Source organism: Belnapia moabensis DSM 16746, from assembly GCF_000745835.1.
In the GTDB taxonomy this organism is placed as follows: domain Bacteria; phylum Pseudomonadota; class Alphaproteobacteria; order Acetobacterales; family Acetobacteraceae; genus Belnapia; species Belnapia moabensis.
Map to the genome: position 1 here is coordinate 1 of NZ_JQKB01000052.1, position 15,548 is coordinate 15,548.

Sequence of the window (15,548 nt, forward strand, 5' to 3'; positions counted from 1 at the left end):
CGGCAAGGTGATCCACGCCATCCTTGACAACTACGCCACCCACAAGCACCCAAAGGTCCGGCAGTGGTTGGCTGATCATCCGCGCTGGGTCTTCCACTTCACGCCGACATCGGCGTCCTGGATCAACGCCGTCGAGGGCTTCTTCTCGGCCATCACACGCAGGCGCATCCGCCGCGGCGTCTTTCAGTCAGTCCCCGACCTGCAGGACGCCATCACCCATTACATCCGCGACCACAACAAGAAGGCCAAGCCATTCGCCTGGACCAGGCCTGCCGACACCATCCTCGGCACGCTGGCCAGGCTTCCTGCACCTTCCGTTTGAGTCAGTGCACTAGGCTGTCCAAGACCGCGCTCACGGCCCAGTAAGCAGCTTGCAGGCTCTCCTCGCGCGCGGTGCCGCGGGCAGCCGCCGCTGCGGTGATGAGCTGGGCACGCGCCGCCGACGCGTGCATGCGGATAGTGAGGTCGGCTTCGGCGTTGATGGCTCCAGGTCCACGGTCCACCGCTTGCGTGTTACCGTCGCGCTTGTCCACGAGCGCTTGCCTCGGCATGACAGACAATATCTTGAGGAACTTGGCGAGCATTGCCGCGCATCCGTCGGCGCCGTCCTTACTGGCCATCTGGCGCATTACCTGGGCAACACTGGGCTTCAGGCTGATCTGCAGCCCGCCGGTTTCCCAATGGGTGGCGCTGACCAGGGCGCCTATTGACGAATGCTTATCAATGGGGCCCGCGACCAGATCCTCGCGCGAGTGCCAGTCGCCATCACTGTCGTAGATTCCCCAGGGGACCGGCGGCGCGGCGCTGGCACCGTTCGGGTGCCGCCACCACTCGGGCGCCCCCTCGTTGTCGACCGGTCCACTGGCGCCCGTGACTGGATCGACAAGCGCTGCCATGCTGACCGCGAAGGCGACTGCGCCAGCCTGGGATGCCGTTCCCCGCACGGGGTCCCAGCCCACGACAAGCTGGCCCACGGCACCGTCATGCCATGCCTGGATGCGGTCAAACTGCTCGGGCTTGTCGGAGAACGCCGAGAGGACGACGTCGGCCACGTCTACCCACCCTGCAGGGACATCAATATCCTTGCTTACGAGGCAGCTCCACCGGCGCCCAAGCAGGTTGAGCGCTTGCGGGCGACCTGCGCCGATGGGCGCACGATAAGGTTCGAGGAAGCGGGCCGGAGCAGGCTTATGGCCATCCACCTCGTCGGGAGCGAGGATGAAGGTTTCACCATCACTGTTGACCATCGGCCTGCCAGGCCTGCCCGAAAGAGAGCTCACGGCAAGGCTCATGTGAAAGGCGGCGTTCACCGCCCCGCGCACGAAATTGTCCTGGCCGATGACATAGCAGTGCAGGCCACCACGCGGGAGCGACTGGATCCGCACTACCTGGAGGCGGTCCAGACCGGCCGCGCCGACGTGCCGATCGAGCACGCCAGAGAGCGCCAAGAGAATGGCAAACCAGCCGTCGCCGATTTCGGGTTTGAAGGGAGTCGAATCCTCTTCGGGTCGCCCGAGAGGATGCTCGTAGAGGATTGGGAACCGCGATCGCAGGAGTTGCTGGAGTTCCGGACGCATCAGGATGGCCCCTGCCCATCGCGCAGCAGTCTGTACTGCTCGATATTGGTCTCAAGGAAATGCGTGACCGCGGCCGAATCCTCGAGCGGCGGCGCCTCAAGCCTGAGGTGCCGGGCCATCTTGCACGCCGACAACCACATCGCGGCCGTGACCAGATCCGCTGAGACCGGCGGCAGCGGGATGGCAGCCGGGCTGTGAGGCGACACCAGGAAGGCGAACGCAATCCTTGCCTCGATCGTCGGCAAGGTGTCGGCGGTGACCTCGCGGCCCAGCGCGTACCGCCTTCCGCTTGTGGTTTCGGCCCGCCCAACTGCCGCGTCGAGCCAGACGACCGGCGTGCTCAGGACCCATGACAGGCCGCCGGTCCCCGCGTGCTCGACCGCGAAGCCGAACAGGGCCTCGGAGCCGTCGGCAAGCTCCACCAGACACCAGGGGTCCATGAGACCATTGGGCACCCAAGCGGCGTCGGGCCTCATGCCGTCGTCAGGCGGTTGCCAGAGCCGCGCGGGTGCGCCTCGCCGACTGCCATCACACGACACCTTAGGAGAGGACCCGTCGTCCCGGTGCCTCCCGCTCATGGCGCTGCCCCCGATTCGCCCATGACGTGCGTCTCCGGCCTTCGCTGTCGGCGACAAACTTAGGGCGTCCAATCTGGATTGACAACCGGTTTGCCGGTTTCTGAAACCGGTTATCCGGTCCTTTATGTTGACTAGGATAGCCGGGGCTGGTCGCCGCTGTCGTATGTTGTCAAAGCTCGGCATCCCACCTGCGGACGCGACCTCGCATGCTTCGCTCGCCCCGCGTACTCGTAGCCGCCCGTGTCCTGGCCGGGATGAGCCAGCCTGAGCTCGCCGCCGCCGCGGGGATTGCCGTCAGCGTCTTGCAGGCCATCGAGCAGGGGCGATCGGACCCCAGACTATCGACTGTGCTCGCGCTGGTGGACGCACTGAAGGCGCGCGGTATTAACTTGGTCCCGGAAACCGAGCAGGTGGCCTGGGGCGTGCTTGTGACGAAGGGTTCCGAGGCGGAGCGGCTGGGCATCGCTCAGGCTGCCGCAAACCGTGCCGAGGAGAAAGCAAAGTCGACGCGGGAGGCAGCTGAAGGAGACGCCGAACGCGGGAACAAGTCACCGCTGGTGCCAAGCGCCACTCGCAGGACGCAGGGCACAGCATAGAAGCTGCGGCCAGGGCGACACCTGCGTGAGCATCGGTGACGCATCGGCTTGCTCAAGGCACTTAGCGTAGCGGAGAATCGTGCTGTTCAGAGGCGTCGTGGATCACCAGATCGCTGATTTACGCTGGCATAGACGCGGGATCTGCCTGTTGGAGTGTCTCGGGTCCAAACCGCAGGCTTCGAGGACCGTCCGGGTTGCAGCAAGCACTCGGGCGAGCATCGCGTCGCCGAGCGCGTCGTCACACATCAGCCGCGCCGCGACGATGCTTGCTGCGAGACCGACGAAGGTGCCCATCGTCGAATTCGCGCTCACGCCCTTGGGGCAACCCCAAGAGGCTCCCTCGGCGTCGATGACAACGACTCCTGGTTCAGCGTCATCTCGATGCCAGTCTCCGACAGTAATGCCAAGCCCAATTGCGCATGCCTCGTTTTCAGGTGTCCAGAGCCGGACATCGATGCGCACGACCGGGAAGACTACTCGAGCGGCGGCGTAGGCCTCGTCGAGAACGCTGCGGAAGGTCTGGAGGTCACCTGCCGAGTCCTCATTGTCGTAAGCCAGAAGGATGAGGGCGGGGCGGAGCAGGTCGTCACTCGTCAGGACTGACATGCGTCACCGGGACTCGAGCGTGGCGCCGACGCCGACGGGTTCGGCACCATCCAACTTCGGCTTCGAGGTTCTCGGCACTTGGCCGCCCAGTTCGGCCAAAGCTGCCATGAGCTTCATCGCGTCCTGACGCTCCAGGTGCCCGTCCAATGCTGGCAGGCGAACGCCAGCTAGGGTTACCGCCTGCGCCAGCAAGGTCATGGCTGCCTCCCAAGTTGCGGCGGGCGTGTCGGCGAACCGGACGCAGTGGAGGCGCAGGCGCGCCGGGGTTTGGGCGGCGTCGTGTTCCATGCTGGCCTCCTTGACCTGCAACCAAGGTGACCGGGAACGAGGGGGAATGGAGCCCACTTTAAGTTCGGGAAGCCGGGATTTCTGCTGGGCTATCCCACCGGTGTTCTGGAGCGTAAATCCTTGTGGCGCTCCCGCGCTCATAATGCTGCAGAAAGCACGGGTCGGCCTTCGTGCTCGCTGCCCGGCAAAACCGCGATCCTCCGCAGCCGCGGCCTGCAAGGGCCGCCTGTCCGCCATTCAAAAATGGATTGGTGCGGACGGCCGCTGGTCCCGCTATCGGGTTATATGGCACTTCTGTTTGCTGAGACCGGACATGACTTCGTGCAAGGAGCGCTCGGACTGCGACTCGCGTGCGCCGTGTCGACCTTCGCCTGCAGCCTAGCTGTCGCCCCACTTTAGCCGCCGAAACTCTGGAGCATCGCGCGACTCGGAAACTTTTGAATCATCCGCAAGCGAAAGAGGCGCCGCCGGACGAACCGGCGACGCCTCAGGTTTCCGTGCGCGGCCTATCCGTCCCCGGGGTCCGCCTGCCAACGTTCCACCAAGCACGCGATGCGGGTCAAGGGAAAAAAGCTGAAGGCCGACGCGCCTTCGAAGCGTCCTACGCATGACGCTGCCGATCCCGGTTTTTGTGCTTTGTATCCCGGGGGAAGCCGCCGCGTTCGCGGCGGCGTGGGGGCAGAGCCCCCACCGAGTACGGGCAGCTGTGGGGTCGCTAGTGAGGCCGGGCTGTACGGGCCTGCTGAGGGAATAACGTATCGAGACGTGCGGCAGGTTCGGCGCTCTCGATGAACTTTGCTTCTTATCGTGTGGGGAAAGCCACGCTGCAGCTTCCTCTCGATAAATGGTTGTTCACATATGCGGAAGTCGAAATGCCCCTGCAGTGTCGCGGCGGCATCCTCCAGCGCCTCGGCCATGGCGCGGCCGGCCTCACCCTCGGCGAAGGGCCGGGCGGGGGAGAGGCCGAACCAGCGTGACCAGGGCGGGGTCAGCTCGGCGAGCAGCGAGGCGGCGAGCTGCTCGGCCGCATCCGCCGCCGTCGCGTCGAACAGGGCGCCGCCCTGGCCGATGGGAGGAAGCACATGGGCGTAGCAATCCTGCCAGACCGGCTCCAGCGGGCGGCGGCGATCGAGCGCGGCCTGGTGGCGGGCGAGGATTTCCTCGGCGGTCATCGGCGCTACTCCCCGAGCAGGGATTTGCGGGCCACCGCCGGCAGCGGCGCCAGCACGCCGCGGTCGGAGGTGGCGATGGTGCCCTCCAGGCCGCGCCGCGAGCGGGCCTGCGACTCGACCTGCGCGGCCTGCTGGGCCTGGACTGGGGTTGGCGCCACGGTCACCGGCGCGGGCGCCGGGGGCGGCGCGACGATCACCGGCTTCGGGGCACGGAACAGGCCACCCATGCGCGTCACCTCGGGTTCTGGGAGTGCGGGAGCGATCCGGGGCCCGAAAAGGCCACGGGCCCGGTCGGTGAGGACCAGGCCCGTGGAAGTCGGGAGGATCGGGAGGAGGCCAGCGGGCGCAGATCGCCCGTTGACGAGGAATGTTCTACTCCGCAGCCGACGCGAGCGTCAAGATACTTTTCCTATCACCAGGCATTTTATTCAATGATCGAAACAAACCCAGCGGCGTCACCGCGAAGGGCGCATCGCCGCCCAGCACGGCCCGGCACAGCGCCACGCAGGAATAGGGCGCGAGCGGCGGCAGGCGCCGCGCGCGCGGCTCGCCGGGCAGGAAGGGACCGAGCACCAGCAGCCCCGCCCGCCGGTAGAAGCCCGGCAGGTCGAAGCCCAGCGGCAGGCCGAGGCGCGACACCACCAACCGTCCGGTCAGCGGGTCGAGCACCGTCCAACCGGTCTCGTCGGCAAGTGCGGCGAAGCAATGGCGGAAGCCCGGCCGCAACAGGCGCAGCCAGGGCTGGTCCGCGCCATCGCCGAAGACGATGTAGACCTGTTGCGCCGGCACCCGCCGATGCGCCGCGCGGATCACGCGCCGGCGCCCGGGAAACCGAGGATGTCGGCGGGTTTGCTGACAGGCAAAGGACCGGTGACGATTCCCTTCACCCGCAGCGGCCAGTCGAGCCGGCGCATCGCCTCGTTCCACAGCCGCCAGTCGCCGGCCTCGCGCGGCCGGGTTGGGTCGGGCGCCTCGCCCCGCTCGCCCCAAATGCGCATGATGCGGGCGTGCTGGAGATCGATGCGGCGCTGGCGGTAGAGCCGGTCGAGGCAGCGGATCACGTCGTCGGGCTCGCAGGGGCGGGCGACGAGGCCGGCGCCGGAGACGATGCGCGCGCCGTCATGGCGGGCGATGAGCGCAGACATGGTCCAGAACCAGGCCTCCTCAACGCTGTGGAAAGGCTGCTCGCGGGCTTCTACGAGGCGGCCGGGGGCGCGGCTGGGCTGGGGGGTCGGCATCGGGGATTGTCCTCTCTGTTCCTTTTGGAACATTTCGGGAACGTAAGGCCTGACCGGGATGGATCGCAAGGGAAAATAAAGGAAAATTCGCCTATTGATCTTAGTCCCAAGACCTAGGATGTTATGCCCATGAGACACCCCATATCTGGTCGCAAGGCGGAGGTCGCGCCGTGACCCATGAGGAGATCTGGCGCGCGCTCGACGCGCTGGCCGCCGAGAACGGACTCTCCGCGTCAGGTCTCGCCCGCAAGGCCGGGCTCGACGCCACCGCCTTCAACCCCTCTAAGCGCATCGGCGCCGATGGCCGCGCCCGCTGGCCCTCCACCGAAAGCCTTGCCAAGGTCCTCGCCGCCACCGGCACCGGCATGGCGGATTTCGCCTCGCTCGTCACCGGCATGGTCGCCCTGCCCCGCGCCCGCGGCGCGCTCGGCCGGCGCATTCCGCTGATCGGCCTCGCCCAGGCCGGTGGTGAAGGCTATTTCGACGATGGCGGCTTCCCGGTCGGCGGCGGCTGGGACGAGATCGGCCTGCCCGATATCGGCGACCCGCATGCCTATGCGCTGGAGATCTCCGGCGAGAGCATGGAGCCGGTCTTCCGCGACGGCGACATGGTCATCGTCTCCCCTGGCGCCCCCATCCGCCGCGGCGACCGCGTGGTGGTCCGCACCCAGAAGGGCGAGGTGATGGCGAAGGAGTTGAAGCGGCAATCGGCCCGGCGCGTCGACCTGCGCAGCCTGAATCCGGCGCATCCGGATTACACCTTCGACCTCGCCGAGCTGAACTGGATGCACCGGATCGTCTGGAGCAGCCAGTAGCGGCGAGGCATCACGCCTCGCGCGGCAGCAGCTCCCTGAGCTCTACCAGGTCACGCTCCGCCCGCAGCGCGAGGTAGCGCGGCCCTTCGCCCAGCGAAACGGCAACCAAGCCGATATCGCCATAGACCCGCAGAAAGTCGGGCCCCACGCGCCAGAAGGCCGGGTCGACGCCTGCGCGCTCGCACAGGTCGCGGAAGCGCCAGATGGCGGAGATGGCGTCCCGCCGGTCCCCCGCCGGGTCGCCGAGCGCCAGCCAGACGCCGTCCCGCTTGAGGAAGGCGAAGCCTGCCCGCTCCGCCTCGCCGAAGACGGCGCCATCCGCCTCGGCCGGAGCCAGGGCGCCGAGCGAGGCGAGCCGCGACCGCACCCCAGGCTCCCAGTCCAGCGGGCGGAACCGCGCGGGACGCAACAGCCGCACCATGGCGAAGAGCAGCAGCACGCCGGTGAGTCCCACGGTGAAGCGCAGGCTGTCCGGCGCCAGCGGCGACATCGCCACCGTCCACCAGCTCTCATCCGCTACCCTTCCGCCATAGGCGATGAGGGCGAGGGTGATGCCGGAAGCCGTCACCGCCAGCAGCGGCACCAGGGCCTGGGGCGAGAGCGGCTCGCGGGCCAGCCGGCTGTCGCGGTAGAAGGCCTGACGCAGCGCCGCCACCAGCACGCCGAGCAGCAGGAAGGCGCCCCAGAGCCACCAGGCCTCGCCCCGGAGCCAGGCGATGCCGGCGCCGTTCGCCAGCAGGAAGAGGGTGAAGCCCCAGGCGATGGTCAGCCGCCGCAGCAGCCCATAGGCCATCACCAGCAGCAGCGAGCCGACGACCGAGGCGGCGAAATGCGAGGCGAGCGCGGCGACATGCCCCGCCCATTCCTCGAGGATCGTGCCCTTGGTCGGCAGCGCGCCGAGGAAGACCAGCAGGGCGCCCGCCAGCGCGACCAGCGAGGCGATGGCCGGCACCTCCAGCGCATCCGTCCCCCGCCCGAAGGCGCTCATCCGCTGCAGCACCGCCCGCCGCTGGCCGAGTTCGAAGGAGACGAATAACCCGCCGGCGATGAAAAGCGGAATGATGTAGTAGTAGAGCCGGAAGACCAGCAGCGCGCCCACCACCTCCGGCGCCGGCATGTAGGGTTGCAGGCCGAGCAGTATGGCGCCGTCGAAGACGCCAAGCCCGCCCGGCACGCTGGCCGCGATGCCGACCGCGTAGGAGGCGAGATAGATGCCGACAAAGCGGAGGAAGGTCAGCCCCTCCGCCTGCGGCAGCAGCGTGTAGAAGATCGCCGCCGTCATCGCCACGTCGACGGTGGCGAGCAGCGTCTGCATCAGCGCCATGCGCGGGCTCGGCAGGTCGATCTCGTATTTGAGGATACGGACATGCCGCCGGAAGCGGCTCAGCACCACATAGGTGCCGACGATGCCCCAGAGCGGCAGCGCCAGCGCCTGCAAGGCCCAGCGCGGCATGGTGCTGCCGAAGAAGGGCACCACCTCCGGCTCGAACATCAGTACGAGGCCGCCGAGCGCCATGCCGCCCAGGCCGAAGGTGAGGCTGGTGAAGCCGACCACCTTGGCGATCTCGAGCGGCGTCAGCCCCCAAGCGGAGTAGAGCCGGTAGCGCACCGCAGCCCCCGACACCGCGGCGAAGCCGAGATTGTGCGCCAGCGAATAGCCGCAGAAGGAGGCGAGCAGGGATTTCGGCCAGGAGACCGGCCGCCCGGCATAGCGCGACCCCAATTTGTCGTAGGCCGCGAGCACCAGATAGGCGACCACGGTGAGGCCGCCCGCCATCCAGAGGGCGCCGACCGTGAGCTTGCCCATCGCCTCGCGGATTTCCGCGACCGAGAGGCCGCGGAATTCCTTCTGCACCACATAGAGCGCACCGACGAGCAGCACGAGGCCGAACACCGTCGCCCCATGCCGGCGGAGCCAGGCCAGCGTTCCGGACACTAGGCTGCAATCTCCCGCGCCAATGCCGATTCGATCAGCCCGATCGTGCCCGGGATGCCGTAGAGGGCGACGAAGCCGCCGAAGCGCGGCCCCTCCTGCTGGCCGAGCAGCACTTGGTAGAGGCAGGAGAACCAGTCGCGCAGGCTGGCGAATTCATGCCGCTTGCCGACCTCGTAGAGCAGCGCCTGGATCGCCTCGGCATCGCTCTCGGCCGGCAGGGCGCGCAGCGCGGCCAGCAGATCCTCCAGCGCGCTGCGCTCCACCGCGCTCGGCGCCCGGTGGCGCTTCTGCGGCGCGACGAAGTCCCGGTAGTAGGCGACGGCATGCTCGGCGAGGCGGGCGAGCATCGGGTGGCTCTCAGCGGTGACGCCTGGCGCGTAGCGGCCGATGAAGCCCCAGAGGATGTCCGACCCCTCCGCATTCACCACGCTGGCGAGGTTCAGCAGCATGGCGAAGGAGATGGGCGAGCCCGGGTCATTGCTGCTGCCGTTATGGATATGCCAGGCGGGGTTGGCGCCGTCGGGGGTGGCTTTCAGCTTCTCCAGATTGGCGAGGTAGTCGTCCACCGCGCGGGGGATGACGTCGAAATAGAGCCGCTTCGCCCGCTGCGGCTGACCGTACATGAACTGCGCCAGGCTCTCCGGCGGGGCGTAGCGCAGCCATTCGTCGATGGTCAGGCCGTTGCCCTTGGACTTGCTGATCTTCCCGCCATTCTCGTCGAGGAAGAGCTCGTAGGTGAAGCCGACCGGCGGCTGTCCGCCGAGAACGCGGCAGATCTGGCCGGACAGCTTCACGCTGTCGATCAGGTCCTTGCCCGACATCTCGTAGTCGACGCCGAGCGCGTACCAGCGCAGCGCCCAATCGGCCTTCCACTGCGCCTTGCAATGGCCGCCGGTGATGCGGGTGCCGTGGCGCTTGCCGGTGTCGGGATCGATCCAGACCAGCAGGTCCTCGGCCGGGCGGACCTCCTCCATCGGCACCTGCATGACGAGGCCGGTCTCCGGATGGATCGGCAGGAAGGGCGAGTAGGTGGCGCGGCGGTCGGGGCCGAGGGTCGGCAGGATGACCCCCCTCACCTCCTCATGCCGCTCCGCCATGCGCAGCAGCGCCGCATCGAAGCGCCCACCCCGGTAATACTCGGTCGAGGAGGCGAATTCGTAGTCGAAGCCGAAGGCGTCGAGGAAGGCCTGCAGCCGGGCGTTGTTGTGCGCCCCGAAACTGTCATGCGTGCCGAAGGGGTCCGGGATGGCGGTCAGTGGCCGGCCGAGATGCCCGGTGAGCATCTCCTTGTTCGGCACGTTGTCCGGCACCTTCCGCAGCGCGTCCATGTCGTCCGAGAAGGCCAGCAGCCGGGCGGGCAGCCCGGTCATCCGCTCGAAGGCGCGCCGCACCCAGGTCGTGCGCGCCACCTCGCCGAAGGTGCCGATATGCGGCAGGCCGGACGGCCCGTAGCCGGTCTCGAAGAGGGCGCCGCCCTCCGGTTTCGGCGCCGCGGCCAGCCGGTCGGCGACCTTGGTGGCTTCCTCGAAGGGCCAGGCCTTGACGGTGCGGAGGGATGGATCGGCGCTCATGCAGGGCAGATGGCAGGGGGCGGCGATGCGGTCAACGCAGGACACCGCGCCTCTTGCATGGCTGACCGGCATGGCACGAGGCCAAGTCCTTGTAGAATTGGCAACTCCCCTGCGCTAAGCGGGCAAGGTTGCACAGGAGTGAAAGGTGCCATGCGGGTTGGCGTGATCGGAGCCACGGGCGCGGTCGGCAAGGAATTGGTAGAGGTGCTGGCCAAGCGGCGCTTCCCCGTGACGGAACTGCGCCTCTTCGCCTCGACCCGCAGCGCCGGCATCAAACAGAAAACGCCCTTCGGCGAGGTCACCATCGAGGCCTATAGCCTCGAGGCCGCCCGCGGCCTGGACCTCGCCCTGCTCGCCGTCTCCGGCGACTTCGCCAAGGCCCATGCGCGTGCCCTGGCCGAGGCGGGCGTCGCGGTGGTGGACAATTCCTCCGCCTTCCGGCTGGAGCAGGACGTGCCGCTGGTGGTGCCGGAGGTGAATGCCTCAGCCATCGGCAACCATCGGCTGATCGCCAACCCCAACTGCACCACCGCCATCCTGGTTGTGGCGCTGGAGCCGCTGCGCCAGGCCTTCGGCCTCAAGCGCGTCATCGTCTCCACCTACCAAGCGGCCAGCGGCGCCGGCGCCGAGGGCATGGCCGAGTTGGAGCGCGAGACGCGCCGGGTGCTGCTGGAGGGCGGCCCGGCCGGGCATGAGGTCTTCGCCCACCCCCTCGCCTTCAACGTCATCCCCCAGATCGACAGCTTCCAGCCGAACGCCTACACGCGCGAGGAGATGAAGGTCGCCTGGGAGAGCCGGAAGATCATGGGCCTGCCGGACCTGCTGATCTCCTGCACCGCCGTCCGCATCCCGACCTTCCGCGTCCATGCCGAGGCGGTGACGATCGAGACCGAGCGGCCGGTGACGCCCGAGGCCGCCCGCGCCGTGCTGGCGAAGGCCGCCGGGGTGAAGGTGGTGGACGACCCCGCGGCCCAGCTCTACCCGATGCCGATCACCGCCACCGGCCAGGACGATGTCGAGGCCGGCCGCATCCGCGCCAACCCGGTCTTCGGCGATTGCGGCCTCGACCTCTTCCTCTGCGGCGACCAGCTGCTGAAGGGCGCGGCGCTGAACGCGGTGCAGATCGCCGAGCGGCTGCGCTGACCTGAAGGCGGGGACGGACACCCTCGTCCCCGCCAGCGAACCCGGCTAGCCTTGGCTGAACACGGCCAGCCAAGGACACGCCCCGCATGAACCTCGCCCGCTTCCCGCGCATCCGTCTCGGCCACATGCCGACGCCGCTGGAGCCAATGGAATCCCTCTCCCGCCACCTCGGCGGGCCGAAGCTCTGGATCAAGCGGGACGACTGCACCGGCCTCTCCACCGGCGGCAACAAGACGCGGAAGCTGGAATTCCTCTGCGCCGACGCCCAGGCCCAGGGTGCCGACATGCTGATCACCCAGGGCGCCACCCAGTCGAACCATGCCCGGCAGACCGCCGCCGCGGCGGCCAAGCTCGGCCTCGACTGCCTGATCCTGCTTGAGGACCGCACTGGCTCCACCGACCCGGCCTATACCCAGTCCGGCAACGTGCTGATGGACAAGCTGCACGGCGCCCAGGTCGCCCGCCGCCCCGGCGGCGTCGACATGCAGGCGGAGATGGAAGCCGTCGCCACCGATCTCCGGGACAAGGGGCGCAAGCCCTACGTCATCCCGGGCGGCGGCTCCAACCCGGTCGGCGCGCTGGGCTATGTCAACGCGGCGCTGGAGCTGGTGGCCCAGGCGGCGGAGATGGGGCTGCGCATCGACCATCTCGTCCATGCCACCGGCTCGGCCGGCACCCAGGCGGGGCTGGTCGCCGGCCTTGTCGCGCTGAACAGCGGCATCCCGGTGCTCGGCATCGGCGTCCGCGCGCCGAAGCCGAAGCAGGAGGCGAATGTCCTGGCTCTGGCCGAACGCACCGCCGCCCATCTCGGCCTGCCAGGACTCATCAAGCCAGAGCATGTCGTCGCCAATTGCGACTATGTCGGCCAGGGCTACGGCATCCCGACCGAGGGCATGGTCGAGGCGGTGAAGCTGGTGGCGCAGAAGGAGGGCATCCTCCTCGACCCGGTCTATTCCGGGAAGGGCATGGCCGGGCTGATCGACCTGATCCAGAAGGGCCAATTCACCAAGGACCAGAACGTCGTCTTCCTGCATACCGGCGGCCAAGCCGGGCTTTTCGGCTATCCGGAGGCCTTCGGACTGCCCGGCGACATCGCCGCCTAATCGGGGTCCCCGCAAAACTGCGAAGCGGTTTTGCGGGGAGTTCTAAAGACCCGGCGCGGGTTCTGGGGTAAAGCGCGAACACATGCCCCAGCCCCCGCGCCTTCTCCTGCCCGACGCTCCGGCCCTGATCGCCGGGCTCGGCCGCGCCACGCTTCTCGCCCCGGATGGCGAGCTGCTGGCGGTGCCCGCCTCCGGCCTCGCTGAGGCATTGGGCGGCGCGGCGCCGCTGCTGGTCCATGCGCCTGCCGCCGCCCGCCGGCTCGACCTGCCGCGCTTCGACGCCGCTTTCGATCTGCTGGAGCTCTTCGCCTTCTGCATGCCGGCCCGCCCGGCGGCGCCGACGCCGCGCGGCCTCGCCATGGCGCTCGACCTGCCGCTGCCGACCGATGACGCGGCTGCCGCCGCGCAGCTGCCGGAGATGGCGACGATCCTGCTGCGGCACCTCGCCGCCGGTCGCCACCTGCCGCTGAACCGCGACGCCGCCATCCTCGCCGCCCAGATGAAGAAGATTGCCGGATGGCCCTGGGCCGAGTCCGTCCTCGCCGCCCTCGGCGCCGGCGAGGAAAAACCCTCGCTCGACCCCTACAAGGTCTGGCGCCGCCTGCCCGACTGGGAGGATCCCGGCCCCGCCCAGCCCCCCGGCAGCTTCGAGGTCTCGCCCGGCGAGGCGCGTACCCGGCTGGCCCAGATTCTCGGCGAGAGCTCCGAGCAACGGCCGCAGCAGGCCGACTATGCCTCCGCAGCCAGCGGCGCCTTCGCACCGCGCGAGGATCGCGGCACGCCGCATGTCGTCCTCGCCGAGGCCGGCACGGGCACGGGTAAGACGCTCGGCTACATCGCCCCGGCCAGCCTCTGGGCCGAGCGGAACGGTGCCCCGGTCTGGATCAGCACCTTCACCCGCAACCTCCAGCGCCAGATCGACCAGGAACTCGCCCGCCTCTACCCGGAGCCGGAGGAGCGCCGCCGCCGCGTCGTCGTCCGCAAGGGGCGGGAGAACTACCTCTGCCTGCTGAACCTCGACGAGATGCTGGGCCAGGCGACCCATCCCGACATGGCCGTACCCCTCGCCCTCGTCGCCCGCTGGGCGCTGGCGACGCGCGACGGCGACCTGATGGCCGGCGACTTCCCCGGCTGGGTGGCGGAGCTGCACGGCCCCGCCAGCATCTGGCCGCTAGCCGACCGCCGCGGCGAGTGCATCCGCTCCGCCTGCCCCCGCTACAAGCAATGCTATGTCGAGCATTCCATCCGCCGCGCCCGCACGGCGAGCCTCGTCATCGCCAACCATGCGCTGGTGATGGTCCAGGCGGCGCAGGGCGGGGCGGAGGATGCCAAGCCGCTGCGCTACGTCTTCGACGAGGGGCATCACCTATTCGACGCTGCCGATGCCGCCTTCTCCGCCGCGCTCTGCGGCGGCGAGACGGCGGAGCTGCGCCGCTGGCTGCTCGGCGCCGAGGGCGGCCGCAGCCGGGCGCGCGGCCTCCGCCGCCGGATCGAGGAGCTGGCCGGCGACCTGCCCGACCTGCTGCCGCCGATGGAGGCCGCCCTCCACGCCGCCCGCGCCCTGCCCGGCCTCGGCTGGGTGACGCGCCTCTCCGAGGAGCCGCGCGAGCCCGCCTCCGAGGCCGCCGCCGAGCGGCAATCCAACCCGACCGAGATCTTCCTCCGCGCCGTCCGCCGCCAGGTCCTCGCCCGCGCGCGGGAGGAGGACGGCCTCTACGACGTCGAATGCGACCTCCACCCGCTCGGCGAGGACCTGCCCGAGGCCGGCGAGGCGCTGGAGCGCGCCCTCAAGCGCATCGAGGAGCCTCTGTCCCGGCTGCGCGAGAAGCTGATGGCCCGGCTCGAGGATGAGGTTGAGGAGTTGGAGACCGCCGACCGCATCCGCTACGAGACCGCCGCGAAGGGGATCGAGCGCCGCGCCCTGATGCCGCTCACCGCCTGGCAGGGCATGCTCCGGGCGCTGCGCGAGCCGCCGCCCACCCCCGGCGAGCGCCGCGCCTTCGTCGACTGGCTGGCGCTGACCCGCCGCGAGGGGCGCGACGTGGATGCCGGCCTGCACCGCCACTGGCTAGACCCGACGACGCCCTTCGCCCTCACCGTCGCCGCCCCCGCGCATGGGATGCTCGTCACCTCGGCGACGCTGCGCGATGCCGGCCTGGGCGGCGACCAAGAGGCCGACTGGGTCGCCGCCGAGGCCCGCACCGGCGCCAGCCACCTGGCGGCGCCGGCCATCCGCGCCGCCTTCCCCTCGCCCTTCGACTATGCGGCCCGCACCCGCGCCTTCGTCGTGACCGATGTGGACAAGACCCGCCCATCCCAGGTCTCAGCGGCGATGGGGGCGCTGTTCCTGGCGGCTGGCGGAGGGGGCTTAGGCCTCTTCACCGCCATCCGCCGGCTGCGCGACGGCTTCCGCCACATGGCGCCCCGGCTGGAGGCGGCCGGCATCCCGCTCTACGCCCAGCACATGGACGCGATGGACAATGCGACGCTGGTCGACGTTTTCCGCGCCGAGGAGAATTCCTGCCTGCTCGGCACGGATGCGATGCGCGACGGCGTCGACGTGCCCGGCCGCAGCCTGCGCCTGCTGGTCTTCGACCGGGTGCCTTGGCCGCGCCCCTCCATCCTGCACCGGGAGCGGCGCATCCACCTCTCCGGCGGCGACCCCAAGGGCTATGACGATGCGCTGGCCCGGCACCGGCTGCGCCAGGCCTTCGGCCGGCTCATCCGCCGGGCGGATGACCGCGGCGTCTTCGTCCTGCTCGACCGCTCCTGCCCGAGCCGGCTGCTGGCCGGGCTGCCGGAGGGGGTGCCGATACGCCGGACCGGCCTCGCCGAAGTGGTGGCGGAGACGCGTGCTTTCCTGGCAGAAGGGTGACAGGCCGGGTGGTTGACGCCGCCCGCCGGCCGGGCGACCAACCGCGGGAA

At 69.4% G+C, this 15,548-nt stretch carries 16 protein-coding genes; 6 read left to right on the forward strand and 10 right to left on the reverse strand.

The window, feature by feature from the left end:
- On the forward strand, positions 1–322 hold a 322-nt coding region (locus tag EP26_RS22170), incomplete at its 5' end, for an IS630 family transposase (protein ID WP_043341997.1).
- A gap of 1 nt (position 323) precedes the next feature.
- On the opposite strand, the gene EP26_RS22175 is transcribed toward EP26_RS22170, so the two are convergent.
- On the reverse strand, positions 324–1,577 hold the full coding sequence (locus tag EP26_RS22175) for a hypothetical protein (protein ID WP_043341999.1): 1,254 nt from the start codon (positions 1,575–1,577) through the stop codon (positions 324–326).
- Positions 1,577–2,053 carry a hypothetical protein gene (locus tag EP26_RS22180; RefSeq protein ID WP_157033681.1) on the reverse strand — a complete coding sequence of 159 codons (477 nt, stop codon included), beginning with the start codon at positions 2,051–2,053 and terminating at the stop codon, positions 1,577–1,579. The genes EP26_RS22175 and EP26_RS22180 overlap by 1 nt, the downstream gene beginning before the upstream one ends.
- Positions 2,054–2,361: 308 nt before the next feature.
- Here EP26_RS22180 and EP26_RS22185 point away from each other — a divergent pair, with 308 nt between their 5' ends.
- Positions 2,362–2,751 carry a helix-turn-helix transcriptional regulator gene (locus EP26_RS22185; RefSeq protein WP_043342001.1) on the forward strand — a complete coding sequence of 130 codons (390 nt, stop codon included), beginning with the start codon at positions 2,362–2,364 and terminating at the stop codon, positions 2,749–2,751.
- A gap of 102 nt (positions 2,752–2,853) precedes the next feature.
- Here EP26_RS22185 and EP26_RS22190 read toward each other — a convergent pair whose 3' ends face one another.
- The 6 genes from EP26_RS22190 to EP26_RS22215 form a co-directional block, all read right to left on the reverse strand.
- On the reverse strand, positions 2,854–3,357 hold the full coding sequence (locus tag EP26_RS22190) for a hypothetical protein (protein WP_043342003.1): 504 nt from the start codon (positions 3,355–3,357) through the stop codon (positions 2,854–2,856).
- 3 nt (positions 3,358–3,360) lie between these two features.
- Positions 3,361–3,645 (reverse strand): hypothetical protein, encoded by a 285-nt coding sequence (locus tag EP26_RS22195; protein ID WP_043342004.1) that lies wholly within the window; start codon positions 3,643–3,645, stop codon positions 3,361–3,363.
- 506 nt (positions 3,646–4,151) lie between these two features.
- Positions 4,152–4,817 carry a portal protein gene (locus EP26_RS22200; RefSeq protein WP_043342005.1) on the reverse strand — a complete coding sequence of 222 codons (666 nt, stop codon included), beginning with the start codon at positions 4,815–4,817 and terminating at the stop codon, positions 4,152–4,154.
- 5 nt (positions 4,818–4,822) lie between these two features.
- Complete coding sequence (locus EP26_RS22205) at positions 4,823–5,044, reverse strand: hypothetical protein (RefSeq protein WP_043342007.1); 222 nt, start codon at positions 5,042–5,044, stop codon at positions 4,823–4,825.
- A 145-nt stretch (positions 5,045–5,189) separates the two neighbouring features.
- On the reverse strand, positions 5,190–5,630 hold the full coding sequence (locus EP26_RS22210; protein ID WP_052389527.1) for a hypothetical protein: 441 nt from the start codon (positions 5,628–5,630) through the stop codon (positions 5,190–5,192).
- Positions 5,627–6,055, reverse strand: coding sequence for a hypothetical protein (locus EP26_RS22215; protein ID WP_043342009.1), 429 nt, complete (start codon positions 6,053–6,055; stop codon positions 5,627–5,629). The genes EP26_RS22210 and EP26_RS22215 overlap by 4 nt, the downstream gene beginning before the upstream one ends.
- A 170-nt stretch (positions 6,056–6,225) precedes the next feature.
- Between EP26_RS22215 and EP26_RS22220 the strand changes: the two genes are divergently transcribed.
- A complete protein-coding gene (locus EP26_RS22220) occupies positions 6,226–6,870 on the forward strand; it encodes a S24 family peptidase (protein ID WP_043342010.1) in 645 nt (214 codons plus the stop codon).
- Between the two features lie 10 nt (positions 6,871–6,880).
- Here the strand turns inward: EP26_RS22220 and EP26_RS22225 are convergent, their stop codons facing one another.
- Positions 6,881–8,806 (reverse strand): lysylphosphatidylglycerol synthase domain-containing protein, encoded by a 1,926-nt coding sequence (locus tag EP26_RS22225; protein WP_043342012.1) that lies wholly within the window; start codon positions 8,804–8,806, stop codon positions 6,881–6,883.
- On the reverse strand, positions 8,806–10,377 hold the full coding sequence (locus EP26_RS22230) for a lysine--tRNA ligase (protein WP_043342043.1): 1,572 nt from the start codon (positions 10,375–10,377) through the stop codon (positions 8,806–8,808). Before EP26_RS22230 ends, EP26_RS22225 begins: the two co-directional genes overlap by 1 nt.
- 150 nt (positions 10,378–10,527) lie before the next feature.
- Between EP26_RS22230 and EP26_RS22235 the strand changes: the two genes are divergently transcribed.
- The 3 genes from EP26_RS22235 (at position 10,528) to EP26_RS22245 (ending at position 15,498) form a co-directional block, all read left to right on the forward strand.
- A complete protein-coding gene (locus EP26_RS22235) occupies positions 10,528–11,520 on the forward strand; it encodes an aspartate-semialdehyde dehydrogenase (protein ID WP_043342014.1) in 993 nt (330 codons plus the stop codon).
- Between the two features lie 86 nt (positions 11,521–11,606).
- Positions 11,607–12,623: a D-cysteate sulfo-lyase gene (gene cuyA / locus EP26_RS22240; RefSeq protein ID WP_043342016.1), complete on the forward strand. Its 1,017-nt coding sequence runs from the start codon at positions 11,607–11,609 to the stop codon at positions 12,621–12,623.
- 82 nt (positions 12,624–12,705) lie between these two features.
- Positions 12,706–15,498, forward strand: a complete 2,793-nt coding sequence (locus tag EP26_RS22245; RefSeq protein WP_043342018.1) for an ATP-dependent DNA helicase — start codon at positions 12,706–12,708, stop codon at positions 15,496–15,498.
- The last annotated feature ends 50 nt before the right edge of the window (positions 15,499–15,548 follow it).